The 23882-nt window shown below is 53.9% G+C and carries 16 protein-coding genes; 9 read left to right on the forward strand and 7 right to left on the reverse strand.

Translation table 11 applies throughout. The features are described from left to right. The first annotated feature begins 621 nt into the window (after positions 1 to 621). The 7 genes from RDM37_RS06740 to RDM37_RS06770 all read left to right on the forward strand — a co-directional run bounded on the left by RDM37_RS06740 (position 622) and on the right by RDM37_RS06770 (position 8886). Positions 622 to 1632 carry a transglycosylase SLT domain-containing protein gene (locus tag RDM37_RS06740; protein WP_308556123.1) on the forward strand — a complete coding sequence of 337 codons (1011 nt, stop codon included), beginning with the start codon at positions 622 to 624 and terminating at the stop codon, positions 1630 to 1632. After that, complete coding sequence (gene abc-f, locus RDM37_RS06745; protein WP_308556125.1) at positions 1616 to 3517, forward strand: ribosomal protection-like ABC-F family protein; 1902 nt, start codon at positions 1616 to 1618, stop codon at positions 3515 to 3517. Before RDM37_RS06740 ends, abc-f begins: the two co-directional genes overlap by 17 nt. Beyond that, entirely contained in the window at positions 3514 to 4761 is a 1248-nt protein-coding gene (locus tag RDM37_RS06750) for an ABC transporter permease (RefSeq protein ID WP_308556127.1), read from the forward strand. Before abc-f ends, RDM37_RS06750 begins: the two co-directional genes overlap by 4 nt. Positions 4762 to 4773: 12 nt before the next feature. Next, a complete protein-coding gene (locus RDM37_RS06755; RefSeq protein WP_308556129.1) occupies positions 4774 to 5688 on the forward strand; it encodes an urea transporter in 915 nt (304 codons plus the stop codon). A 156-nt stretch (positions 5689 to 5844) separates the two neighbouring features. Further along, positions 5845 to 6849 carry a type I glyceraldehyde-3-phosphate dehydrogenase gene (gene gap / locus RDM37_RS06760; protein ID WP_308556131.1) on the forward strand — a complete coding sequence of 335 codons (1005 nt, stop codon included), beginning with the start codon at positions 5845 to 5847 and terminating at the stop codon, positions 6847 to 6849. Positions 6850 to 7051: 202 nt separating this feature from the next. Then, positions 7052 to 8368, forward strand: a complete 1317-nt coding sequence (locus RDM37_RS06765) for a DEAD/DEAH box helicase (protein ID WP_308556133.1) — start codon at positions 7052 to 7054, stop codon at positions 8366 to 8368. A gap of 8 nt (positions 8369 to 8376) precedes the next feature. Further along, positions 8377 to 8886: a metallophosphoesterase family protein gene (locus RDM37_RS06770; protein ID WP_308556135.1), complete on the forward strand. Its 510-nt coding sequence runs from the start codon at positions 8377 to 8379 to the stop codon at positions 8884 to 8886. 328 nt (positions 8887 to 9214) lie between these two features. Here RDM37_RS06770 and RDM37_RS06775 read toward each other — a convergent pair whose 3' ends face one another. From RDM37_RS06775 to RDM37_RS06805, 7 genes are all read right to left on the reverse strand, one after another. Then, positions 9215 to 9820 (reverse strand): LuxR C-terminal-related transcriptional regulator, encoded by a 606-nt coding sequence (locus RDM37_RS06775; protein WP_308556137.1) that lies wholly within the window; start codon positions 9818 to 9820, stop codon positions 9215 to 9217. A gap of 13 nt (positions 9821 to 9833) precedes the next feature. Continuing rightward, positions 9834 to 10556 carry a hemerythrin domain-containing protein gene (locus tag RDM37_RS06780; protein WP_308556140.1) on the reverse strand — a complete coding sequence of 241 codons (723 nt, stop codon included), beginning with the start codon at positions 10554 to 10556 and terminating at the stop codon, positions 9834 to 9836. 185 nt (positions 10557 to 10741) lie between these two features. Next, positions 10742 to 12931 (reverse strand): hypothetical protein, encoded by a 2190-nt coding sequence (locus RDM37_RS06785; RefSeq protein ID WP_308556142.1) that lies wholly within the window; start codon positions 12929 to 12931, stop codon positions 10742 to 10744. A gap of 589 nt (positions 12932 to 13520) precedes the next feature. Beyond that, positions 13521 to 14540, reverse strand: coding sequence for a branched-chain amino acid aminotransferase (locus RDM37_RS06790; RefSeq protein WP_298888766.1), 1020 nt, complete (start codon positions 14538 to 14540; stop codon positions 13521 to 13523). A 111-nt stretch (positions 14541 to 14651) separates the two neighbouring features. Continuing rightward, a complete protein-coding gene (locus RDM37_RS06795; RefSeq protein WP_308556145.1) occupies positions 14652 to 17234 on the reverse strand; it encodes a hypothetical protein in 2583 nt (860 codons plus the stop codon). Between the two features lie 86 nt (positions 17235 to 17320). Beyond that, on the reverse strand, positions 17321 to 19180 hold the full coding sequence (locus RDM37_RS06800) for a hypothetical protein (protein ID WP_308556147.1): 1860 nt from the start codon (positions 19178 to 19180) through the stop codon (positions 17321 to 17323). Further along, positions 19170 to 21569, reverse strand: a complete 2400-nt coding sequence (locus tag RDM37_RS06805) for a leucine-rich repeat domain-containing protein (protein WP_308556149.1) — start codon at positions 21567 to 21569, stop codon at positions 19170 to 19172. Before RDM37_RS06805 ends, RDM37_RS06800 begins: the two co-directional genes overlap by 11 nt. Before the next feature lie 420 nt (positions 21570 to 21989). Between RDM37_RS06805 and RDM37_RS06810 the strand changes: the two genes are divergently transcribed. Together RDM37_RS06810 and RDM37_RS06815 are read left to right on the forward strand one after the other, a co-directional pair. After that, on the forward strand, positions 21990 to 23255 hold the full coding sequence (locus RDM37_RS06810; RefSeq protein WP_308556151.1) for a DUF2027 domain-containing protein: 1266 nt from the start codon (positions 21990 to 21992) through the stop codon (positions 23253 to 23255). Positions 23256 to 23262: 7 nt separating this feature from the next. Beyond that, a complete protein-coding gene (locus RDM37_RS06815; RefSeq protein ID WP_308556153.1) occupies positions 23263 to 23736 on the forward strand; it encodes a CYTH domain-containing protein in 474 nt (157 codons plus the stop codon). Positions 23737 to 23882 lie beyond the last annotated feature (146 nt).

Here is a 23882-nt window from a genome sequence, read left to right on the forward strand (position 1 = left end):
CGTCCGGAGCAGGGCGAGCTCCACTCCAAATTGCATTTTGGAGTGGAAAATACGCTGACGCATTACATACAATGAGCTTATATACCTCTCTACTGCTCGCTTGTCGCTCATGTGGAGCTCCTGGCAGAGCGATTGTAATGCGTCAGCTCTAGCTAGCGAAATTCAACGCTGGCTCGTTACAATAATTTAGAACTGACTACATATCAAAACGACGTTGCGTCGGGGAAAATCGATTTCCACGTGGATATTTTGAAATATCCAGGTGGAGAATTTTTATTTTCCACGTGGGGAAGAAAAAATTCTTCGGAGGAATCAAATGAAACTTCGGAGGAAATGAATGACGCCCACGTGGAAAATAAAAAATATCCACGTGGAGATTTGAGATTTCCCACGTGGATATTCGAGAAAGGAGGGTATCGGACGAATTTCCCCGTAAAGATATGTAAATAGGGATTAGAGGTTAGAAGTTAGAGGTTAGAAGTTAGAGATTAGAGGGATCGGAGCGGATCGGAATAGATCGGAATGAATCGGAGCTATCGGAGTGAATCAGAGCCATCTGAACAATCTCACCTCTCACCTCTAATCTCTCACCTCTAATCTCTAATTTCGTACCTTAGCGATATGAAATGCTCTCGAAGGGATGAGATACGTCGTGATCCGACTCGTATGAGGAGGCTCCTACGCACCATAACGCTGTCGCTATGGGGAGCCGTCCTCGTGGGTGTCGTTTACTACTTTGCTGTGGTCTATCAAGCACCTCAGGCTCAGACGGCTCGTACGCACACCACCTCTCAGACGGAGTGGCACGATGTGCCGATTGCAGATGTGGGGGCTGGTGAGGCCTACGAAGAGCTGGAGCGGTACAGCACACTCTATGCGTTGGAGTACCTACTGGACTGTGACTCGATCTGGCCCAATGTGGAAGCAAACAGGCTGCAGCTTTTCGATCTTTACGAAGAGGAAGAGGACGATGAGGACGATGAAGAGGAGGTGGTGCAAGTAAAAGTGGTGCCTGCCAAGCCGGCCTCTACGTCCGAGACTTCGCAAGAGCAGTCGCAAGCACAGTCTACAAGGCGTCAGGGTGCTATCTCTGATTGGGATTATCTCTTTCAGCAGTATGGCAACAAGTATGGCTGGGATTGGTATGTCCTAGCTGCGATAGCTTATCAGGAGTCCAAGTTTCGTGCAGAGGTCGTCGGCATGGGTGGTGCTACGGGGCTGATGGGTATCATGCCAGCTACGGGGCGTCGCTACGGATACAGTCGTGCTAAGCTCAAGCATGCCGAGAGCTCCATCCGCATAGCCTGTATGGCGTTGCGTGACTTCGGTCGTGCTTTCGCCCATATCACTGACGCGGAGCAGCGGATGAAGTTTACCCTCGCCTCTTACAACTCGGGCAGTGCGCATGTCCTCGATGCGCGTCGACTGGCTGAGGACGCGGGCTTAGATCCTGATCGCTGGGATGACTCTGTGGAGATCTATATGGCTCGTCTGAACGAGCCGAAGTACTACAACCATCCACTGGTGCAGCATGGACGTGCTAACGGTGCTCACACGGTGCGCTACGTGGCGGAGGTCTTCAACCGGGCGCAATCCTATAAATCAAAAGTGCAATATGCTACAACTGAATAATGTCTCACTAAGTTTCGGCAATAGAGTCCTCTTTACGGACATCTCGCTCTCGCTCCTAGAGGGTGACAAGGTGGGGCTTGTTGGGGTCAATGGGACGGGCAAGTCCTCGCTACTGCGTATCATCATGGGCGAGCTAGAGCCAGACAGAGGGACGATCACGCGACGCAACGGGCTGCGCATCGGCTACCTCTCTCAGCAGCATCGCTTTGCAGAGGGGGTGCGGGTGATCGATGCGGTCTTTTCGCCACATGACCCCACGGCGCATCTCGTGGGTGCCTGGCAGAGTGCCGTGGAGCGAGGCGATGCGGAGGCGCAGGAGCGACTTCTACCCGATATGGATCGTCTCTCCGCGTGGCAATATGAGCAGGAGGCTACAGCCATACTGCACGCCCTACGTATCACCGATGTGGAGCGTCCTATGGAGCTGCTCTCTGGTGGTGAGGTCAAGCGGGTAGCACTTGCCGGTGTCTTGCTCCAGCAGCCTGATCTCTTGATACTCGATGAGCCGACGAACCACCTAGACCTAGAGGTGATCGAGTGGCTCGAGGGTTACCTCTCGCGCTCACGGCTCACGCTCCTACTGGTGACCCACGACCGCTACTTCCTCGATCATATCTGTACCCGTATCGTGGAGATGGATCAGCAGCAGCTTTATAACTATGAGGGCAACTATGAGACCTTCCTCACCAAGCGGCAAGAGCGTCTAGAGCAAATGGCGCAAACGAGCGATAGACTGGCTAATATCTATCGTCAGGAGCTGGTCTGGATGCGTGCTACCCCGCAAGCGCGAGGTGGTAAGCAGCGAGCCCGCAAGGAGCACTTTGCGGAGTTGTCTCAGGAGCTGTCCCAGGCGCGGCAGATACTGCGCGAGCAGACGACCATCGAGCCTCTCCACTCGTCCGTTCGTCTAGGCAAGCAGGTGATCGAGCTGGAGGGTGTCTCCAAGAGCTTTGAAGAGTCGAAGCCACTCATCCGAGACTTTGACTACACCTTCTCACGCAGAGATCGTGTCGGCATCGTCGGGCCCAATGGTTGTGGCAAGACGACTCTGCTTAAGATGATCATCGGCGAACTAGAACCTGACAGCGGCTCAGTGCTTATCGGCGAGACGGTGCAGGTCGGTTACTTCGGGCAGAAGTTACCGAGCTACGCCCCCGACAAGCGGGTGATCGACATAATCTCCGACATAGCCAGTCACATTACAGATCCTGTGACAGGTCAGTCGGTCTCAGCTACGCAACTACTGCAGAGGTTTCTCTTCACCAGTGATCGTATCTACACGCCTGTATCGCTGCTCAGTGGCGGTGAGCTCAGACGACTCTATCTCTGTACGGTGCTGATGGCTAGCCCTAACCTGCTCATACTCGATGAGCCGACGAATGATCTGGACATTACAACGCTGGGCGTGCTGGAGAGCTACCTTAGCTCCTTCGAGGGTGTCCTTATTATTGTGACGCACGATCGTTACTTCCTGGACAAGCTCGTGGAGCACCTTTTCGTTTTCGAGCGGGGAGGGCATATTCGCGACTTCCCGGGCAACTTTACCCAGTATCGTCTGCAGCAAGAGGTCGAGGCGCAGCAAGCGGCTGAGCAGGCTACGCCTCAGGAGGCCAAAAGCACGGCACCCGCAGCCAGTCAGGCGACTCGGCAAGGCAATCGAAAGAAGCGACGCAGCTATCGTGAGGAGCAAGAGTTTCAGCAGCTGGAGCAGCAGATCCCGCAGCTCGAGGGACGCATTGCGGAGCTAGAGCAGCGGATGTCTTCGGGGAGCCTTAACAACGAAGAGCTACTCAAGGCTGGTGAGGAGATCGCACAGACGCAACAAGAGATGGAGCAGGCGTCTGAGCGTTGGTTTGAACTAGCTGCTATCGAGGAGGAAGCATGAGACTAAGACTACCCATCTGGCTGGCTCGCCAGCTATACAGTCGCGATAATCGTCGTCACAGCAAGGTGTATGCCTTGGTGCGCTTTGCGATCCCAGCCATAGCACTGAGCCTAGCGGTCATGCTCCTAGGCATTGCGATCATGGACGGCTTTCAGTACAGCGTCCGTGATACGGTGCGTCTCGTGACAGGCGATGTGATCCTCTGCGAGTATGGCAAGCAGCCGATAGACCTAGACAATGTGATCACCCTGACGCCTCAGATGACACAGCGGATGAACGAGATGCCTGAGATAGCCTCCGTGCGCCCCGTCCGTACAGCTGTCGGCATGATCAAGACCGACAGTACCTATCAGGGGGTTGCCGTCACGGGGGTAGACGACTTCACATTCCTCGAGCCGCTCTGCGCTATGGGTGACTTGTCTGACACGACACTTGCTGAGGGGGCTAATCCGATCGTCCTGCCTAAAGCCTCTGCGCAGAAGCTAGGACTAACGATCGGTGACAAGGTCGTGCTTTACTTCCTAGGTGACAAGGTGTCGGTGCGCTCCTTCACGCTGATAGCGATACTGGAGCTAACCAATACGGCGCAGCCACTTGCCTATGTGACCAACGACCTGCTAGGACGTGTAGGGGACTGGCAACAAGATCAGTACACACGCATTGAGATCCTCGCAAAGAACACGGACCGCTCGCTCCTAGATATGGAGACCTCGCTCTCAGACAAGCTAATTCAGTCGCTCTCGGAGCCAGGCGTCACACATGAGACCTTAGGAATCTACACCGGCACCCAGATTAATGGCGGGGTCTACCAGTGGATCGACTCGCTACGGCCGAATGTTCAGATACTGCTGGTGCTGATGGCGCTCGTAGCGGCCTTTACGATGATCAATGCGCTCCTGATCATTATCCTAGACCTGACGCAGACCATCGGCTTGCTCAAGGCACTCGGCATGACCTATCGATCGCTCACGACGATGAGCTTGGCGATCGCTCTGCGCATCATCGCCTGGGGGATGCTCTGGGGCAACCTCCTGGCGGGCCTCATCATCTGGAGCCAGTACCAGTGGCAGTGGCTCACGCTCGACCCAAATGTCTACTACATCTCGCACGTCGCGATGCGCATCCGTCCTGTGGCGTGGATCGTGGTCAATGTGGCAACGCTCCTGCTCTGTCTCCTACTCTTACTCCTCCCGGCACGTATCATCCAGCGAATCTCGCCGACGACGGCACTTCGCTTCGAATAACTACGACTGACTATGACGAAAAGCTCTACCGCTCCTCACAAAGGAGGTTGCATACAGACGATCTTTCAGGAGATAAAGACCCTCTTACTGGGGTTCAGTCAAGTGTTTCTCTTGCAAAGTGCTTTGTCCGGTGCCCTGATCTTGGCAGGACTCTTCTGCAACTCTTGGCAGCTAGCACTCTTAGCTCTCTTGGGCTGTCTGGTCTCACGGTCGGTCGCCTCGCTCTGGCGAGACACGAAGTCGGAGATAGCCGATGGCCTCTACGGCTTCAACGGCACCTTGGTGGGTATCGCCATAGGAGTCTACTGGGAGATCAGCTGGCTCTCGATACTTCTGCTGGTGGTCGGGGCAGCTCTCTCCACATGGTTGGCGCGAGCCTTCCGCCGGCATGCTCAGCTACCTGGGCTGACAGCTCCTTTTATCATCGCTGTGTGGGTGTTGCTCCTGCTGAGTATGCTAGCTCCGCAAGGGGTAGGACTCCTCGACTCTGTGGCGCAGCTAGAGGAGGGGCTGTCACAGTGGCGCATGCTCGGGGTGGCACTTGGGGATAGTGTCGGGCAGGTAATGTTTCAGGCGAATGTCTTGACTGGAGTCCTCTTCTTCCTGGCGATCGCCTGGGAGTCACGCCGCAAAGCTCTCTACACCTTGCTGGGAGTCCTCATTCCGATGCTTGTGATCCCCTTTGTACCAGAGACTGTATGGCGCGAAGGCTTGCTAGGCTACAACGCCGTGCTCTGTGCCATCTATTGGTCTGGTACGAGCGAGCGACGCTTGCTCTACGCGGTTGTCTCCGTAGTGCTCTCTGTGCTCCTAGAGCTACTCGCACTCTATGCAGGTTTGATTCCGCTGACGGCTCCTTTTGTGCTGTCCGTATGGATTGTATGGCTATGGAGTAGATGTTGTCAGTTAGCAGTCGCTAAGAGGTAAGGTTAGACTGCTGAGCATAGTATGAGGCGAGGGGGGTTGCACCGCAATCATTTAATGCTTAACTTTGTACGAGTAATAGGAGTGCTCCCTCCTAGGGGAGCTTTCCGCTTTTGTGCAAACGCTTTGCATACACATTAAAAATACAATATAACTCTCATGACAAAAGTAGGTATCAATGGTTTTGGTCGTATCGGCCGACTAGTCTTCCGCGCTTCGATGAAGCGTGATGATCTCGAGGTAGTAGCAATCAACGACCTCATCGATGTCGAGTATATGGCATATATGCTCAAGTATGACTCTGTACATGGACGCTTCGACGGCACGGTCGATGTACAGGATGGCATGCTCGTAGTCAACGGTCGCAAGATCCGTGTGACAGCTGAGAAGGAGCCACGCCTGATCAACTGGGGCGCTGCTGGCGTAGAGTATGTCGTAGAGAGTACAGGACGCTTCCTCACCAAGGAGCTCTCACAGGGACACATCGAGGCTGGTGCTAAGTATGTCGTCATGTCGGCTCCCTCTAAGGACGATACACCTATGTTCGTCACAGGTGTCAACCTTGACAAGTATGTCCGCGGTACGCAGTTCGTCTCTAACGCTTCTTGTACGACCAACTGTCTCGCTCCGCTCGTAAAGGTGCTCAACGACAACTTCGGCGTAGAGCAGGGTCTTATGACTACCGTACACGCTGCTACGGCTACGCAGAAGACGGTCGACGGTCCCTCACTCAAGGACTGGCGTGGCGGTCGCTCCGCTATCGGCAATATCATCCCCTCCTCGACAGGAGCTGCTAAGGCTGTCGGCAAGGTGATCCCCGAGCTCAATGGTAAGCTCACGGGTATGTCCTTCCGCGTACCTACGATGGACGTATCTGTCGTAGACCTGACAGTACAGCTCAAGCGTGGTGCTAGCTACGACGAGATCTGTGCTGCTATGAAGAAGGCCTCTGAGACCAATCTCAAGGGAATCATGGAGTACTGCGACGAGCAGGTTGTAAGCCAGGACTTCGTGAGCGATCCACACACCTCTATCTTTGACGCTAAGGCTGGTATCGCTCTGACTGACACCTTCGTCAAGGTAGTCGCGTGGTATGACAATGAGTGGGGTTACTCTAACAAGGTACTCTGCCTCATCGCTCACATGGCTGAGGTCAATAAGTAATCACGCTAAGACTAGCGAAGAGCTTTCACTCTAAAACAATCGGACGCAAGGCGCAGATGGTAGGAAGAGCATCGAGTGCATCCCCTACCACTGTGACTTGCGTCTCGCTTTTTACCCCTAAAGTGTATCACGAGCCGTGGCCGACTCTACGAGGCTTTTGCGGCAGTGATACCTTCCGTTACTCACATAAGATGATAAGCTGATGGACTTTTACGAACTAGATCTAGAGGATGAGGTCCTCGACGGACTGGATGCGATGAACTTTGTGGAGACCTCTCCTATTCAATCGGAGACGATCCCCCCACTCCTAGAGGGGCGAGACGTCATCGGTTGTGCGCAGACTGGATCGGGCAAGACGGCAGCTTATCTGCTCCCCTTCCTCAATAAGGTAGCACGTCAAGAGCTACCCAAAGAGCATCTCGGAGCCGTCGTCATGGCGCCCACACGAGAGCTCGCCAAGCAGATCGATCAGGAGGTCGAGGGCTTTGGCTATTATGTCTCAGTCTCTACCCTCGCCATCTACGGAGGTACCGACGGCATCGCCTGGGAGCAGCAAAGACGAGGCATGGCACTCGGAGCAGACATCGTCATCGCCACGCCAGGACGACTCCTCTCGATGCTACGCCTCGGAGCGTGCGACCTATCGCATGTACAGTACTTCGTACTAGACGAGGCTGATCGTATGCTCGACATGGGCTTTTACGAAGACATTATGGAGATCTACAAGGCACTGCCTGAGGATTGCCAGCATGTGATGTTTTCCGCTACGATGCCCAAGGAGATCCTCAAGCTCTCGGAGAGCATCCTCGTCGATCCCGTCCTCGTCGAGCTAGCGGTGGCAAAGCCCCCTAAGTCGATCATGCAGACTGCATACATCTGCTATGATGCGCAGAAGCTCCCGATCATCCGATCTCTCTTTGCAAATCCTGAGTCGGAGCTCTCACGCACCATCATCTTTGCGGGGACCAAGGCGACTGTCCACGCACTCGCTCAGACACTTACTAGAGATGGACTGCCCGTTGCTGAGATGCACTCGGATCTGTCGCAGGAGCGTCGCGAGGAGGTCTTGAGAGACTTCCGTATGGGACGCATCAAAGTACTCGTCGCCACCGACATCGTGGCACGCGGTATCGACATAGACGACATTGCGGTCGTGATCAACTATGAGGTGCCTCGCGACTTTGAGGACTACGTCCACCGCATCGGCCGTACAGCACGTGGTGCCGACGGCAAGGGCTTGGCGATCACGCTCGTCTCGCCCAGTGATCAGCAAGACTTCGCACGCCTGGAGCAGTTCCTCGAGCAGGAGATCTATCGCATTCCGCTAGATTCATCCCTCGGTGAGGCACCTACCTACGCCCCCAACGAGCGCACTAATAGTCGTGGCTCCTCTAGAGGCAAAGGCAACGGACGTGGCAGATCACATGGTAAAGGTCACGGACGAGGTAAGTCCCAGGGCAAAGGTCGCTCCTCACAGCGTAAAGGTCGCTCCGGTGGTCACAAGGATAGCAAGCAATAACAGCCTCTATGAAAGCGCATCAGCGTATCGGCATCCTAAGCGATACGCACGGATACATCGATGATCAGATCTGCAAGGCACTTGCCGCGTGTGATCTGATCTTTCATGCAGGCGACATCGGTGCTCCGCAGGTACTAGAGCGGCTGCAAGCCATCGCCCCGACGCTAGCGGTGTATGGCAACATAGATGACGCTACGCTACACGCACAGCTCCCAGAGGTGGTTCATACAGAGGTGGCGGGTGTTGAGCTGGTTATGACACACATCGGCGGCTATCCAGGACACTATGAGCGCGTCTTCTCCCCTTATCTTACTCCATGGCATGAGCATCCGATGATTACCATCTCGGGGCATAGTCATATCCTTAAGGTGATGCCGGACAAGTCCCGTCCAGGACTACTCCACATCAACCCCGGGGCAGTGGGGCGCAGTGGATGGCATCAGAGTCGCACCCTCATACGCCTGCAGATCACCTCAGGGCGACCACACGACCTAGAGGTGGTCGAGTGGCCCCGCTAATTTGCTCTGGGGAATTTATAGCAGATACATTACAAAATAGAATCTCCACGTGGAAATTCTCAAATCCCTCCGGAGGGACGAAATGATCCCCACGTGGGGACGAAATAAAACTTCGGAAGAATCAAATGAAACTTCGGAGGAATGAAATGAAACTTCGGAGGAATCATTTCTCGCCTACGCGGAGAATAGAAAATAGCCACGTGAGAATTCGCAACTTCTCACGTGGCTATCATATTATCGTGCCACTTGGCTAAAGCGCACCATCCATAGACCTTCGCGCTTTCAGCACCACAAAGCATTATGTGATGTCTATAGTGAAGCCTAGGGATTAGATTCCCTTAGCCTCCTCCATAGAGATCAGATTGTTCATCAGAGCGTAGATTGTCAGACCGCTAGGCGAGTGAATGTCTAGCTTGGCAGCTATGTTGCGCCGGTGCGTCACGACTGTGTGCGGTGAGAGGTGCAGGACATCGGCTATCTCCTTATTGGTCAGACCTCGTGCCACCCAGGTGACCACCTCACACTCTCGCTGCGAGAGGGGCGTCTGCTTCGCCTCATCGCTCTCCAGAGTATCCGTATCTGGTTGCTCAGCTTCTTGTATTTGTTGTATTAAGCTCTGTGGCTCGATCGTTGGTAGACAGACGAAGCTGTAGCCTTTGTATAGATCCTCTGGGAGTAGATTGTGATTGATCGCAACGAGTGTCGGCTCCTTACCTGCGGGGAGTAGATCAGGGTTGTACTGTACGCCCGTCAGGAGCGGGTTAGCGATGATTATGTCAGGAGCGATAAATGTGATATGCTGCTTCAGCGCATCTAGGTCGAGCAGATCCACGCATAGCTGTACGGAAGAGTCGGGGAAGCCTCTACGCAAAGCTAGCTGCAAGCCATAGGCGAGGAGTTTGTGAGGCTCAATGATAAGTATCGTGTGTTGCATCCGTTTGGGTTGTTTATGCGTGTCTGTTGCTGGCTTCGAGTGTCTCCTCGATCTGCTTGATGAGCGGTACGAAGAGACAGTCCTCGATATGATTGTGCCACATCAGGTCACTCTCGGTGGTAAAAAGCTCGTGCAGGACATTTGTCAGCGCATAGTCTCCCATCGACTGGTAGTACTTGATTAGGATATTCTTGAGATCGGTGATCTTCATCTCTATATGGTCGTGTCTACTCTCAAACTCGTCGATCGAGTAGCCCTTGTCGCGATCTCCCTTTAGTAGCCGATGGACGTAGGGGAAGAGCACCTCGTCCTCGTATCCCATGTGCTTGTGTACCTCCTCGACATAAGCATCATAGAAGCGGTGGATCAAGGCGGCTACCTCTGGCGAACCCTCCTCGACAGCGGTAAAAAGGTCTCCTCGCAGATTTGGAAGCTTATAGTCTAGGAAGTAGTGATGTGATCGCTGCAGATAAGCTATGAGCGACTCAGCCGAGATCTCGTGTAGTAGCTCCTCCGGTATCGTATCAGACTGCGTCGTCAGCATGTTGACGACAGCGAGGAGCGTATTCGTATCGACACCATTAGCCTGACACACCTCACCGACACTCTTGTCGCCGAAGCCTAGAGGGATGCCAAAGCGGGTGATTACCATGAGCAAGTCATAGTGCGTCAAGATCAACTTACTCAGAGAGGTCTGAGCGTCGAAAGGGTGGTTGAGGAGAGTAGGAGGATTCATAAACTAATTAGTTTTTGGTAGGTGTGTTACTATAACTAGATACCACCAGCAAAGATACGAATGATCTGCCGACCACTCAATACCTATCAGTAGGTAGGGATTAGAGATTAGATTTTAGAAGTTAGAGGTTAGAGGGGGCTAAGGGCACTAGTGCTCCTAGTGGCACTAGTACCCTTAGCCAACCGCTAGTCGACTAGGACGCGGTACACCTGGTCGCCTATGCGAACGAGGTAGGGTCCTGATGGTAGTGCTGAGCAGTCGTATGGCTCACCGCATCGTGCCGTGCCGATCAGTATGCCCTGAGCTGTGTAGAGAGACATCTTTGCATCTGCTGCATAGCCCTCGACGATGAGCTGATCGTTGGCAATATAGACACGCGGAGTCTCTGCCGTCGGTGTGGTGAGTGCATTGTCTTTGCAGAAGGTTACCTCTAGATTGATCTCCTTATCGACCTTGACACCGACCTCTAGCTCATCTCGCCAGTCGGTCATCTCCTCGCCATTGACGATCCACTTGTCGACCCGTAGCGTCGGGTCTGGCGTGGCGACACAGTACACTGTCTCGCCCTCCTTGACCAGTGTCCCTGAGCTTATGATCTCTTGTGTACTGCTGAGTCGTACGGAGAGGTAGCCTCCAGGGCCATAAGTGAAGTTAAACGGATACTGTGGCACTGTAAGCTCCTTAAAGACAGCGGTCACATGACCATCACGATAGAGCTCATAGTAGAAAGGACTCCCCTCGTCTAGTGATCGCTCGCCGTCGGCCCTCCAGTAGTCTAGCTCATGCCCCTTGTCTGCCTTAGCCACAAAGGTGATCTCAGAGCCTGCAGGGATACGGTCGCCCGACTTAACCTTCACCGCCGTGCCCATATTGTCCATATAGTAGGCATTCTCGATGATGCCACCACCCTCACTATCGTAAGTGATCGTGTAGCCCTCTGCGGGGAGCTTCTTATAGTGAGCGACGATATTGACATCGTCTGTGATAATGTACTCAAAGAAAAGTTGGTCAGCCTCGTGACAGCGCTCGCCATTGATCTCATAGTAGTCTACCTGATAGCCATCCTCTAGCTCAGACTGTATGTACACCTTGGTGCCACGGTCTACGAGATCGCCTGACTTGAGCTCTTTCCAGGGATTGACGATGGCGACACTCAGAGTACCACCCTCATTCATAGAGAAGGTGACCCGCGCCTGTCCTGAGGGCTGCTCACTAGCGGTGCGTGGCACACGAGCCACGATTTGATTCGTCTCGGCAGCTGCTGCATAGTGTGGATAGTAGTCGTTGTACGTCTGAATGCCTACTACCAGTGTGTCCAGTTGCTGTCCTCCTCGTGTAAAGAGCGACTCGGATAGCTTGAAGACCCCCCCCTCTACACTGTATTGATTGGAGAAGATCGGCGTGTTGGGAGCCTCTCCTTCCTCAGAGGCGATCATTACGTTGGGGTAGGTCGTGGTGTAGCTCTGCCCCTGAGCATCCTGTACGGTATGCTGGAAGGAGAGATCTATCGTCCGAGGCGATACATGGATAGGGTCAAGAGTTATCTCGGGGCACTGGTCATAGTTGACGTCAGACTCTCGCAGCTGATCGGTAAAGAGTGGCAACTGGTCATAGGTGAGGGCATTGCCCGAGAGGCTAGCCTTCCGAAGTGTGGAGAGGCCCTTGACGCCTATCAGCCGGCGTAGCTGTCGATTGTTGTATACCTCCAAGGAGCTGAGCTGCGTCAACCCCGTGAGGTCTATCGCCTGTAACTGTTGCTGGTTATAGAGCTTGAGCTTCTGCAGATGCTTCTGCTGTGTCAGGTCGAGGGTGCCTTGCAGTGAAGGCATCTCAGGGGTGTCGAGGCGTGTCGAGAGCAAAAGCTCCTCGAGTATCCCGTCTTGTGGTAGGGTGATGCTCCGCAGGTTTTGTACTTTGAGTACCTTGAGCTGAGGACAGCGAGAGACATCTAGGTGGTACGGAGTCGTAGAGCCCGACATCGGACAGGCGAAAGCAAAGTCTAGCCGCTCTAGAGCGGGTGAGGCTATTTCGCCAAAGCCTAAGACATTGAGCCGTCCCTCCGTAGCCCACGGCTCTTCGAGCATAGTTATAGAGGTGCCGTCGATAGTTATCTTAGTCCCCTCGGCCACAGGCTCAGCATAGGTGTGGGAGACCGCCTTGGCGTAGCGACTCCTGGGGTCGGCTAGCTTCTCGCTCGACCCGTCTCCCCAGTAGACGGTGACCGAGGCGTTAGGGAGCGTGTTGTACTTAAAAGTCACGGAGCTACTCCCTGGAGTCACACATAGCTCGATAGGATACTCTAGACCATCCTGAGCGAGTAGCCCATGAAGTGGTAATAGGCAGAGTAGGAGCCAATAAGTAATCTTTGCTTTCATACTGATATGGATCTGTTGATACGATGACAAAGGCTCTAGACACAACTATGGGGACTTAGTTGCAGAGCCTTGATGGATCAACCAAGCTCCCTTTGATATAGCGAAGATAGTTATTTCTAATGACAAAGTGTAATCAGAGATGTCTCACCTCTAATCTCTAACTTCTAACCTCCAATCTCTATTTACATATCTTTACGGGGGAATTCGTCCGATTCCATCCTTTCTCGAATATCCACGTGGAAAATCTCAAATTCCCACGTGGATATTTTTTATTTTCCACGTGGGCGTCATTCATTTCCTCCGAAGTTTCATTTGATTCCTCCGAAGAATTTTTTCTTCCCCACGTGGAAAATAAAAATTCTCCACCTGGATATTTTGAAATATCCACGTGGAAATCACTTTCCCCCGACACCGCGCCGTATCGATATGTAGTCGGCTCTAAATTATTGTAACGAGCCGGCGTTGAGTTTCCCCTGGGTCGGAGACGTGTCACTCCTAACCTCTAATCATGAACAAAGGCGCACCCAGCATCCGTGCTGAGTGCGCCTCGTTGCATTGAGTCTCGTGATATGCGAGACGAGTAGTTTCTTTAGTCTAGTATGGTGACCCAGCCGTGTGTATCAGGCTCGTCGCCGTACTGGATGCCACGTAGCTTGTTGTAGAGCTTCTGGCAGATAGGACCGGGCTTACCATCCTTAGAGATCTCGTAAGTCTTGTGCTCATCGAGGTCATCGACACGTAGTATCGGGCTGATGACAGCAGCCGTACCACAAGCACCAGCCTCCTCAAAGGTAGCTAGCTCCTCCTCAGGTACATGACGACGCTCTACCTTCAGACCGAGATCCTCAGCGAGCTGCATCAAGCTCTTGTTCGTGATAGAGGGCAGGATAGAGGTAGACTCAGGCGTGATGTAAGTGTTGTCTCTAATTCCGAAGAAGTTAGCTGGACCGCACTCATCGATATACTTCTTCTCCTTAGCATCGAGGAAAAGGCAAGCGCTGTAGCCCTTCTCGTGAGCCAAGACGGTAGGTACCATACCAGCAGCATAGTTACCGCCCACCTTGATCGTACCAGTACCCAGAGGTGCCGCACGGTCATAGCCACGCATGATAGCCATAGGAGTAGGCTTAAAGCCCTCCTTGAAGTAAGGACCTACGGGAGATACAAAGACGATAAAGAGATACTCAGGAGCTGGCTTGACACCTACCTGAGCGCCGAGACCGAGTAGGAGTGGGCGGATGTAGAGTGAAGCACCGCTCTCGTAGGGAGGTACATAGTCCTTGTTGAGCTCGACAGCCTTCTTGACAGCCTTGATAAAGAGCTCTTCGGGTACGGGAGCCATGACGACACCCTCAGCTGAGCGGATCATACGCTTAGCATTCTCCTCGACACGGAAGAGGCGGATCTTACCATCCTTACCACGATAAGCCTTGAGACCCTCAAAAGCCTCCTGACCGTAGTGCAGACAGGTTGCGCCCATGTGTAGCGTGACCGTCTCCTCTGAAGAGACCTCTAGCTCACCCCACTTGCCATCACGATAGTAACAGCGTACGTTGTAATCGGTCTTGAGGTAACCAAACCCCAATGATGACCAGTCCAAATTCTTCATACTATATATAGGTAATAAAGTTGTTAGTAAAGTCCGTAGTAACGATCGGTCTACAAAGATACCTATTTTATTTGGTATTGTAGCTCTGCTGGAGATCTCTGAGCGTGGACACTATCTGACGAGGACTTTGTATGCCTTTCCGTCTATCGATACGATGTAGGTCGCATCGGAGAGGTGTCGAATAGTGGTAGCTCGGTGTGGCTCGGTAACGAAGCTGGCGACCTGATCGCCCGTGGTGTCGTAGACGATCACCTGTGCCTGCTGCGGGGTCGTCACCTCGATGGTGTGCGGAGCCGTCGTGATGCGGGAGGTCGTCTCGTCGATAGGCTCGATGCTGTTGGGACAGCCAGAGCCGTCGCCTGTGACATCGACCTTCCAGCCCTTTTGCGTGGCTATGTCGGTCTTGGCGGTTGCCACCTCGGGATTGCCTGCGATGCGGATCTCTCCAGTGGTGACCTTAGGCAGTGCCTCGAAGAGCTGATTCATATCGCAGGGCTTGATGGCGCACTGGTCCACAGATAGCTGGTTTAGCTTGTTGCAGGTGCCTAGTGTCAAGCTCTGGAGTGGGTTCTTCGTCAGCTGTACTTTGGTCAGGCTGGGCGATTCGGGGATCTCTAGTCTGGTGAGTCCGCACTCCATTGCGGAGAACTGCTGTAGCGCAGAATTTGGCGCGAAGGTTATCTGCGTGAGATTCGGATTGACGGAGCAGAAGAGTCGGTTGAGCTTCGCACACTTAGAGACATCTAGCTGGGTCAAGAGATTGGATCCACAAGAGAATCCCTTCAAGCTCTCGCAAGCATCGAGATTTAGCTCTTTGATCTGGTTATTGGCACAGTTAAACTCTTCGAGCTTTTTGCAGCTTGACAGGTCAAGTGCCTGAATGCGATTGGTATGACACATGATGAGCGTCGCCTTGGATAGCTTGGAGAGGTCGAGCTGCTCGATGTTATTGCTACTACACTCCAGCTCTTGGAGGAGCTTGCAGTGGGCAATGTCTAGACGGTCTATCTGATTTTCGTAGCAGTAGAGATACTGCAGGTAGTTGAGTCCTGTGAGGTCTAGCTCCTTGATCTGATTCTTACCACAGCTGAGGTCTGCTAGGTAGGGACAGCCAGTGACCTTGATGGAGGTGATAGCGTTTTCGTGGCAATAGAGCGTGCCTAGCTCAGGATTGTTTGAAGCGTCGATGGCGGTGATGGCCTCTCCGTTTTTACTACAGCTAAAGTCAGCGACATTGCTATGTAGACGGACGGTGCTGCCTGGGCATGCGATGTGAAACTCTGAGGGATTGTCGTAGTCGGAGCTGATGAGCATCTTCTGAAAGGTGCCCGGAGTAGCCTCTATCCAGACGTAAGAGTCAGGATCGTAGACACGCATCGTCACCGTAATATTGCTGCCAGGCTTGGTAGTCAGCGTGATGACTGGAGTTCCTGCCGGAGGAGCCTCGACATCTCCCGAGGGGCAGCCCGTGTTGTCACCCTGTACGTCTACCTGCCAGTTTCTCTGCTGAGCGAGTGTGGTGGTAGAGGTGGTGGCGCCAGGATTGCTGACGATCGATAGATAGCCTTGACTCTGAGGTGTCGGGAGGGAGCGAAAGAGATCGTTCAGACTGCAGGCATCCATATTGTTTTCATCGGCAGATAGGTGGACGAGAGCTTTGCAGTCGGTCACATCTAGTGCGGTGAGCTGGTTGGCGTATATGGAGAGCCTCTCGAGTGCTGCGAAGCCTGTGAGAGCGATCGAGGAGAGCTTATTATTGCTTGCACTGAGACTATTAAGGAGCGTGCAGCCAGCTATCTGTAGCTGAGTGATCTGATTGCCCGAGCAAGAGAGCGTGGTGAGCGTAGCTCGAGACGCTGTGAGGTCGAGCTGGGTTAGGCTGTTGTCTGAGCAGTCGACACTCGTGAGCTTAGGAGATAAGTGGAGATCTAGAGCGGTCAACTGGTTTTCGTAGATGTCTAGGTCCTCCAGCAGAGGCAACTTGCTCAAGTCTATGCTCTGAATCTTGTTTTGGTAAGCGGAGAGAACGCTTATCTCATTGGTCGCAGGGAGTGCGATGGATGCGATCTGGTTTTCTCCAGCATAGACCGCCTTTAGCTTGGAACAGGCAGAGAGGTCTAGGGCGGTAAGCGCGTTTTGGGCGCAGTTCAGCTGCTGTAGCTGTATAGCACTTGAGAGGGTTAGGGAGGTGAGCTCGTTCTTAAAGCAGGAGAGCTGCTCTAAGGCAGTACAGCCCGACAGATCGAGTGAGGTGAGCGCATTCGTGGCGCAGCTCAGAAGACGCAGCTTGTTGCACCCCTTGACGGATAGGGTGGTGAGTGCATTATTGTCGCAGTAGAGCTGCTCGAGGGGTGTAAAGTTCGTTGCGTCGATTCCTGTGATGACCGCTCCATTGGCAGGGCAACCGAAGATGTGGAAGGCGCCATAGATCTTCACTCGCCCAGAGGTAGAGGTGTACTTAAAGACTGTCGGCACATTAGGATTGTCACCGATAGAGAGCGGCGTAAACTGCCCCTCTTGTAGTTCTATCCAAGCTTGTCGCGCATCAGATCTCGCTATGAGACCAAACTGAAACGCCTCGCCAGGCTGTACCTCTAGCGTGATGCATTTTGTTCCCGTCGGGGGAACACTCTGCGCCCACATCGCAGATGTGGCGAGCAGAGTGAGTATGAGTAAGAGAGCTTTCTTTGTCATGGCTTCTTCTGTTGGTTATACTTTGAGGGGAAAAGCGGATAGCCTCACCACGCAGGTCGGGTGAGGCTATCCTATTAGAGTACGAGTTAGAGTACGAGTAGGGGAGCCGTAGCACAGCTTCCGTCCGCTCTATTGAGCAGTGCGACATACTTGCCTGTCGCTAGAGGCAGTGCCAGCGTGGTGGCTCCAGAGAGCTCGAGACGTGCTACGGCAGCGCCCGAGAGGTCGACGATCATCAGCGACGTGACAGAGACGGCACTCTCTAGGTGGAGCTGCTGCGCCTCGCTGTCGTAGTAGACACGCAGGTCGTCTGCTATCGGGGCAGGTGTGTCAGTGCCGTTGAAGTAACCGTCCACTGTTAGATCCCAAAAGCCTGATCGCAGTGTCGGCTGCAGGTCATCTGACTCCTGCTCTTCTCCATCGTCAGCTCGTAGTGCCGAGCGTGGTTGTGTGCTGCCCATCTTGACACTCGTGATGAGGCATACGTAGCGACAAGCGTCCTCTTTGGAGACTCCTCGGAGCGTTAGCTTAGCCTCATTAGCGTTAGGAACAGGCTGTAGCGTGGTCAGATTGTACCACCGATAGTGCTCGTCGCCGATGAGCGTGCCTGGATAGGTCGCGTCAAAGGTGACGTCACTGCCTGACTTGACGCTCTCCTTGTGAGGCTCGCTGTAAGCTTGTTGCATACCAAAGCGAAACATGCAATCTTCGTTTTTGAGGAAGGCACCCCACGCCTTAAAGTCCGCAAAGGAGAAGCGACAGTTGCGCACATCGATCATATCTAAGTTTGCGAGCTTCTTGTAGATCGCTGGCACCGTGCCTGAGAGGTTGTTGTTTCTGAGGGAGCCCTTTCCCAGCTCAGTCGCATCCTGCCATGTAGCGGGGATGGAGCCAGTGAACTGGTTATACCCTAGATCCAAGTACCAGAGCTTCTTCGGCAATTTCTGTGGCAATGAGCCAGTGAACTGGTTGTGATCGGCGAAGAACGCTTCGCAGTCCTCCATCATGCTTAAGTCTTGAGGCAGGGCACCTGTAAGCTTATTGTTAGCGCAGGAGAAGCGCTGTAAGCGAGGCAACATAGCGACGCTCTCGGGGAAGGGACCTGTGAACTGGTTGCCGTTGAGGTAGAGTCGTCCCGTCTCCGTAACGCCTAGCCCCAGATCTAGGGGCTTACCTAGGTTAACAAGGTCACCTAGGTCTGGTATCTCGCCGCTCATCTTATTGTCTTGGACTGAGAAGATCTGCAGCTCGGTACACTCACTGATAGAGGCAGGTATAGAGCCTGTCAGCTGATTAGCGGAAAGCTCTAGAACCTGCAGATTGCGACAGAGACCAATCTGCTCGGGCAGCTGTCCAGAGAGTTTGGAGTAGGAAGCGTCGATATACTCTAGCTGAGGCATCTTAGAGATGTCAGGTAGCGTACCGGTCACCTCTGAGATCACATTCCCCTTGGCATCTGTATTATAGAAGTTTGCCAAGTCTAGGATCTTCATGTTGACCAGCTTGTCTAGGTTAGGCAGCTGTCCTGTCCATAGATTGCTACTGAGCGTGAGTGCTTGTAGCTTAGTCATTTCACCAAACGCCTCGGGGATAGGACCCGAGAGCCGATTGTTGGAGAGACCCACGAGACGTAGCTCCGGGAAGGCGGTAAAGAAGCTCTTCGGCAGTTGCCCCGTCAGTCCTACCCCATCAAGCGCAATGCCCTGCACGTGTCCGCTTTCGATGATTACGCCAGCGTACTTGTCTGGTCCTGAAGCAGCACGCCAATTGTACCCCTCCGCCCAACCAGAGCCACCGCACTGGTCATAGAGTTCGAGGAGAGCCTCTTGCTCCGATGCGGGGATAGTGTTCTGAGCTTGTAGCGAGGAGCTAGTGCTCCCCCAGCCGAAAAGGAGGAGGAGACTAGCTAGGATGATCGTATAGAGTCGTGATTGCTTAGCGTACATATACCTTGTAGCTTGATTGATTGACCGTAACGATATAAAGACCCTCTGCGAGTGGCAGCTCATAAGTACCAGCGGGCAGGTAGTGAGAGGCTAGCTGTAGACCGCTAGGCGAGTAGATAGAGACGAGACTCTCAGCATCAGCCAGCTCTAGGTGGAGCGCAGCTAAAGCACCATACACGACAGCTGCATGAGCCTTGTCAGTGACTTGTGCGATAGGAGTATCCGCTGTGGCGACCTTGTAGTGCTTGAAGTTGCGCCACGCATCCGCTGCTTGGTAAGCCTTCTGGATCTCCTCCGAGGCGACAACGATCGTCACCGTCTCGTAGTGCTCCTCGGTGAAAGCGTCCTCTGACGTGACAGGAGGCTCCTCGCGAAGCGTTGTGATCGTATCTAGGGCATCACAAGCGAAGAAAGCCATATCCTTGATCTCGTTGACGCTCTCGCCCAGCCAGATCTGCTTGATGTGTGAGCAATTGACAAAAGCTTCCTCGCCTATGTCAGCAACCTTCTTAGGAAAGCGAACCTCCTGCAGCGAGACACAGTCGAAGAAACCGTAGTCTGGTATCAGCTCTATGCTATCGGGGAGGGTGATCGACTCTAGCGAAGCGCAGCCATGGAAGACACTCTCGCCAAGGTTTAGAGCCGTCTGGGGTAGCGCAATGCTACGCAACGCAGTGCAGTAGCCAAAAGCCTCCTCCTCGATGTCGGTCACGCCCTCAGGTAGCACCACCTCCTCGAGAAGCATTGCTTGACTACAGCTAGAGGCAGGGATCGTCGTGAGCTGCTTAGGATAGGTTAGCTTGCGCAGCTGTGCGTACTCTCTGAAGTTGAAGCCCTCTAGCGGATTCTCCTCAGCATCGTAAGTAACCTCGCCGAGGTCTAGCTCCTGCATGCGGGGAAGCTGTGCGAGCGCCTCCAGGTCGGCACTCGTTATCGTGCCCGTGAGCTTGACCGTGCGGTATAGCTCGGGAGTCGTCAGCTCAGTGATGGTACCCTCCAGCGGCTTCTCAGCAGAGACCTCAGCCGTGAGCGTTAGCATCTCCGATACATTGACAAACGCCTTCCACTGCTTGGCAGCTGCGTAGGCAGCCTTGGCATCCTCAGGTACGACGAGCGTGAGCTCGCTCATAGCGGAGAGGTCGGCTAGACCAGCTAGATCCTCCGCTTTGTTGGAGACGATAGGTGTCGGGTTGGTCACGATCACAGTCTTGAGCGCCTTACAACCACCGAAAGCCTTGTCGCTCATCTTCTTCATCGAGCGAGGTAGCGTCACCGTCTCGAGGCTCTTACAATTGGCGAAAGCACCATAGAGTATCTCCTCACACGCATCAGGTATCGTCACCTCAGTGATCGCTGTGCGAGCGAAGGCCCCGCCCATAAGTGTCTTGAGCTTGGAGGGCAAGATAACATTAGCTAGTGCCTCGCAACCGCTGAAGGCGTTGCCCCCGATCCTAGTTACGCCAGCGGGGATCATGATCTCCTTCAGTGCCTTGCAGTCCATAAATGCTTGGTCGCCGATAGTCTCCATCGCCATACTCTGTGTGGTGACACTCGTAAGAGCCACGCAACCATTGAACGCGTCATGCTCTATGGTGCGCATCAGTGGCGGTAGCTGTATCTCGGAGAGACTCGTGCAGCCCTCGAAGGCTGAGACCCCGATCTTCTTAAGATACTTCGGCATATCTAGCTCCTCTAGTGAGGTGCATCCCTTGAACGTAGCAAAAGGAATCTCCCGAAGCGTCTGAGGTAGTGTCACCTCGGAGAGTGCTGTGCAATCCTGAAAGAGACACTTACCTATATAGCTGACCTCCTCAGGGATCTCTACCTGCTCTAGAAGCTTGCAGCTCTCGAAAGCTGCGGATCCCAGCGAATCAATCGACTCAGGTAGCTCGATAGCCGTTAGGCTCTCGCACCAGCCGAAGGATAGTTCACCTATATAGGTGAGTTCGCTAGGCAGATGTATCTCGGTCAGCTTGGTCCCATTTTGCAGACAGCGAGTACCTAGTCGAGTCACGCTGTTAGGAAGCGTAATTGTGGTCAGGCTCTCTGCCAGTTTGCCGGCAAAGAGGAAGTAACCCGGCATGGTGCCAGGTACTGTCTCGACACGCTCCTCCATATTGGGATTGCCCATGTAACTACCGCCAGCGACGACCTCCACGCTAGAGAGGTCGAGCGTTGTGACGCCAGCCGTGTTTCTCAGTGCTCCGAAGTCGTCCGCATTAAGTGACCCCGTGATTACGAGATTGGTCAGCGAGGTGGCTTCGCTCAGCTTCGCCTGGAGCGTGCCTGGCTCAGTGACCTCGATCGTGGTCTGAGCCGATAGTGACGCTACGCCCCACCATAAGAGCATGGAGAGCGCACAGGTCAATAAAGAGTAGTAATGCTTCATATACTGTTTGATTTGATTAGTGTCATCGGAGGCTAGAGCAAGCGGTCGATCTGATATTTGAGTCTCGTCGCATGCTAGCACCACAAATGTACCTATTCTCGTCGAGAAGCACAAGGAGGTCAGACAAACCTCAACTCTGTAAGTCATCATAGAGCGAAATGTTCGCATCGGTCGTTTGTATCGTGCTGAATTCGTTATACATACGAGTTCCAAAAATAGTTCCCCTCTTGGAACTTTTTAGTTCCAAGGGAGGAACTTTTTAGTTCCAAGGGAGGAACTTTTCAGTTCCAAGGGAGGAACTTTTCAGTTCCAACGGGGGAACTTTTCGATTCCTCCGTAGGAAATGGATTTGTCGTGAGACGAAGAGGTGAGCGGATTGGGCTATTTTTGGTATCTTCGCATAGAAAACAGAAATAAGCAATGGCACAGAATATAAAAGTAGGAGACACCATCCGCTACCTTAATGCGTCGGGCGGTGGTGTCGTCAAGCGCATCGAGCGTGGTGTGGCGTGGGTCGAGGGCCCCGACGGCTTCGAGCTACCCACACCGATACATGAGTGCGTCGTGGTAGACAGCCGCGACACCTTCGTACCAGCATACAAGCCCCCCGTAGTGAAGCGACAAGAGCCGACAGTGCAGCAGCCTAAAAGCAGTGCGCCCGTAGCGACTCCAGCTACGCCAGAGCCGGCCGAGGAGGCCGAGCAAGACTTGAGCTTTGTGGCGCCCCTCTCCAAGGGCCCTTGGTTTGACCGCTCAGGAGGCGAGCAGCTACAGGTGCATGTCGCCTATCTGCCCGTATCGTACGAGCACTTCGGACAGTCGCCCTACGAGACTTATCTGATCAATGAGAGCAACTATCATCTCCTCTTCACTTATAGCACGACAACCTCAGCGGGAGGCTACAAACTCCGCTCGGCGGGCGTCTTAGAGCCTGATATGCGGGTGCTCGTTGAGGAGTTTGACGCATCGGAGATCAACGACCACGCTGTCTCACACTTCCAGTTTGTCGCCTACAAGCCCGAGCGCACCTATCGCTCCATGCCACCCGTAGAGCGTCAGGTGCGGATGGATGTGGTCAAACTGGTGAAGCGTCACGCCTTTCGTGAGAATCCCTTCTTTGACGAGGATGCGCTTGTGATCCCTGTCCTAGAGGCATACGATGGCACCCAGCAAGCTCCCGCCGAGGAGCCAGTTCCAGAGTCCACGCCAGCACCGAATCGTCGAGGAGCTTTGCCACAGCGTGCCATCGAGCGTGCGGAGCAGGCGACAGCAGCGCAAAAGACTCCGCAGAAGGCTCCGCAAAAGCCTACCAAGAAGAGTGTGGCTAAGCCCCAGCCTGAGGCCAAACGCCCTGACACTCCAGCGGCTCCACAGGCTGCGCCTGCAGCTCCCGAGCAAACCATTGAGAAGGTGGGACTAGAGGCAGAGCGTATCCTCCCGAATGCTACGGGGATGACTCCGCACGAGGTGCTACTCTTTCAGTTGAAGAACTTTCGCCGTGAGCTAGACAAGCGTCTAGATCGTCGTGGTAGCAAGGTGATCTTCATCCATGGAGCTGGTCAGGGTGTCCTGCATCAGCTGATCATCAACCGCATCGAGCAGGACTACCCGATGGTGCAGTATCGAGACGTCACGTTCGACGGCTTCCCGATGGGCGCTATCGAGGTCACCATTTCAGCAAAGTAACGACCCAATGCTAGAGATCGAGCGCAAGTACCTCGTCAGTCGTGATGACTACCTCCGAGAGGCGTCTCACCACCACCATATCCGTCAGGGCTATCTGACAGCAGATGGGCGGGTGACGGTGCGGGTGCGCATCATCGACGACGAGGCGCGACTCACCATCAAGGGAGGCTCCACCCCCGACGGACTGATCCGCTCCGAGTGGGAGTACCCAATCCCTGTCGCTGATGCTGAGGAGATGCTGCGCCAGTGCGCTAGCAGTAGCCTCGAGAAGGTGCGCTACTACGTGCCTTACGAGGGCTTCGTGTGGGAGGTAGACCGCTTCGGCGGGCGGCTAGAAGGCTTGGTCATGGCAGAGGTAGAGTTGACGAGCCCCGCAGATCGTCCTGCGCTACCCCCATGGCTGGGGCGCGAGGTGACGGGCGACGTGCGCTACTACAACGCTATGCTAGCGCAAGAGCTGACGCCACCACCCACTACTTGAGACTGTTGCAAAAGTCAACAGTCTCACAATCTTGCTTGCAAGATTGTCCAGACTTTGCAGAAAGGATGAAGCGCAAGGCGCTGAGGGTGAGGTCTGAAGGGAGCATACCTACGTATGTGACCGAAGCCGAATCCCGAAAGCAACAC

Source organism: uncultured Porphyromonas sp. (assembly GCF_902489635.1).
Classification (GTDB): domain Bacteria; phylum Bacteroidota; class Bacteroidia; order Bacteroidales; family Porphyromonadaceae; genus Porphyromonas.

What these genes read in the sequence shown, in the direction of transcription:
- RDM37_RS06740 (WP_308556123.1), top strand. Translation starts at nt 622, where the DNA reads ATGAAATGCTCTCGAAGGGATGAGATACGTCGTGATCCGACTCGTATG.
- abc-f (WP_308556125.1), top strand. Translation starts at nt 1,616, where the DNA reads ATGCTACAACTGAATAATGTCTCACTAAGTTTCGGCAATAGAGTCCTC.
- RDM37_RS06750 (WP_308556127.1), top strand. Translation starts at nt 3,514, where the DNA reads ATGAGACTAAGACTACCCATCTGGCTGGCTCGCCAGCTATACAGTCGC.
- RDM37_RS06755 (WP_308556129.1), top strand. Translation starts at nt 4,774, where the DNA reads ATGACGAAAAGCTCTACCGCTCCTCACAAAGGAGGTTGCATACAGACG.
- gap (WP_308556131.1), top strand. Translation starts at nt 5,845, where the DNA reads ATGACAAAAGTAGGTATCAATGGTTTTGGTCGTATCGGCCGACTAGTC.
- RDM37_RS06765 (WP_308556133.1), top strand. Translation starts at nt 7,052, where the DNA reads ATGGACTTTTACGAACTAGATCTAGAGGATGAGGTCCTCGACGGACTG.
- RDM37_RS06770 (WP_308556135.1), top strand. Translation starts at nt 8,377, where the DNA reads ATGAAAGCGCATCAGCGTATCGGCATCCTAAGCGATACGCACGGATAC.
- RDM37_RS06775 (WP_308556137.1), bottom strand. Translation starts at nt 9,820, where the DNA reads ATGCAACACACGATACTTATCATTGAGCCTCACAAACTCCTCGCCTAT.
- RDM37_RS06780 (WP_308556140.1), bottom strand. Translation starts at nt 10,556, where the DNA reads ATGAATCCTCCTACTCTCCTCAACCACCCTTTCGACGCTCAGACCTCT.
- RDM37_RS06785 (WP_308556142.1), bottom strand. Translation starts at nt 12,931, where the DNA reads ATGAAAGCAAAGATTACTTATTGGCTCCTACTCTGCCTATTACCACTT.
- RDM37_RS06790 (WP_298888766.1), bottom strand. Translation starts at nt 14,540, where the DNA reads ATGAAGAATTTGGACTGGTCATCATTGGGGTTTGGTTACCTCAAGACC.
- RDM37_RS06795 (WP_308556145.1), bottom strand. Translation starts at nt 17,234, where the DNA reads ATGACAAAGAAAGCTCTCTTACTCATACTCACTCTGCTCGCCACATCT.
- RDM37_RS06800 (WP_308556147.1), bottom strand. Translation starts at nt 19,180, where the DNA reads ATGTACGCTAAGCAATCACGACTCTATACGATCATCCTAGCTAGTCTC.
- RDM37_RS06805 (WP_308556149.1), bottom strand. Translation starts at nt 21,569, where the DNA reads ATGAAGCATTACTACTCTTTATTGACCTGTGCGCTCTCCATGCTCTTA.
- RDM37_RS06810 (WP_308556151.1), top strand. Translation starts at nt 21,990, where the DNA reads ATGGCACAGAATATAAAAGTAGGAGACACCATCCGCTACCTTAATGCG.
- RDM37_RS06815 (WP_308556153.1), top strand. Translation starts at nt 23,263, where the DNA reads ATGCTAGAGATCGAGCGCAAGTACCTCGTCAGTCGTGATGACTACCTC.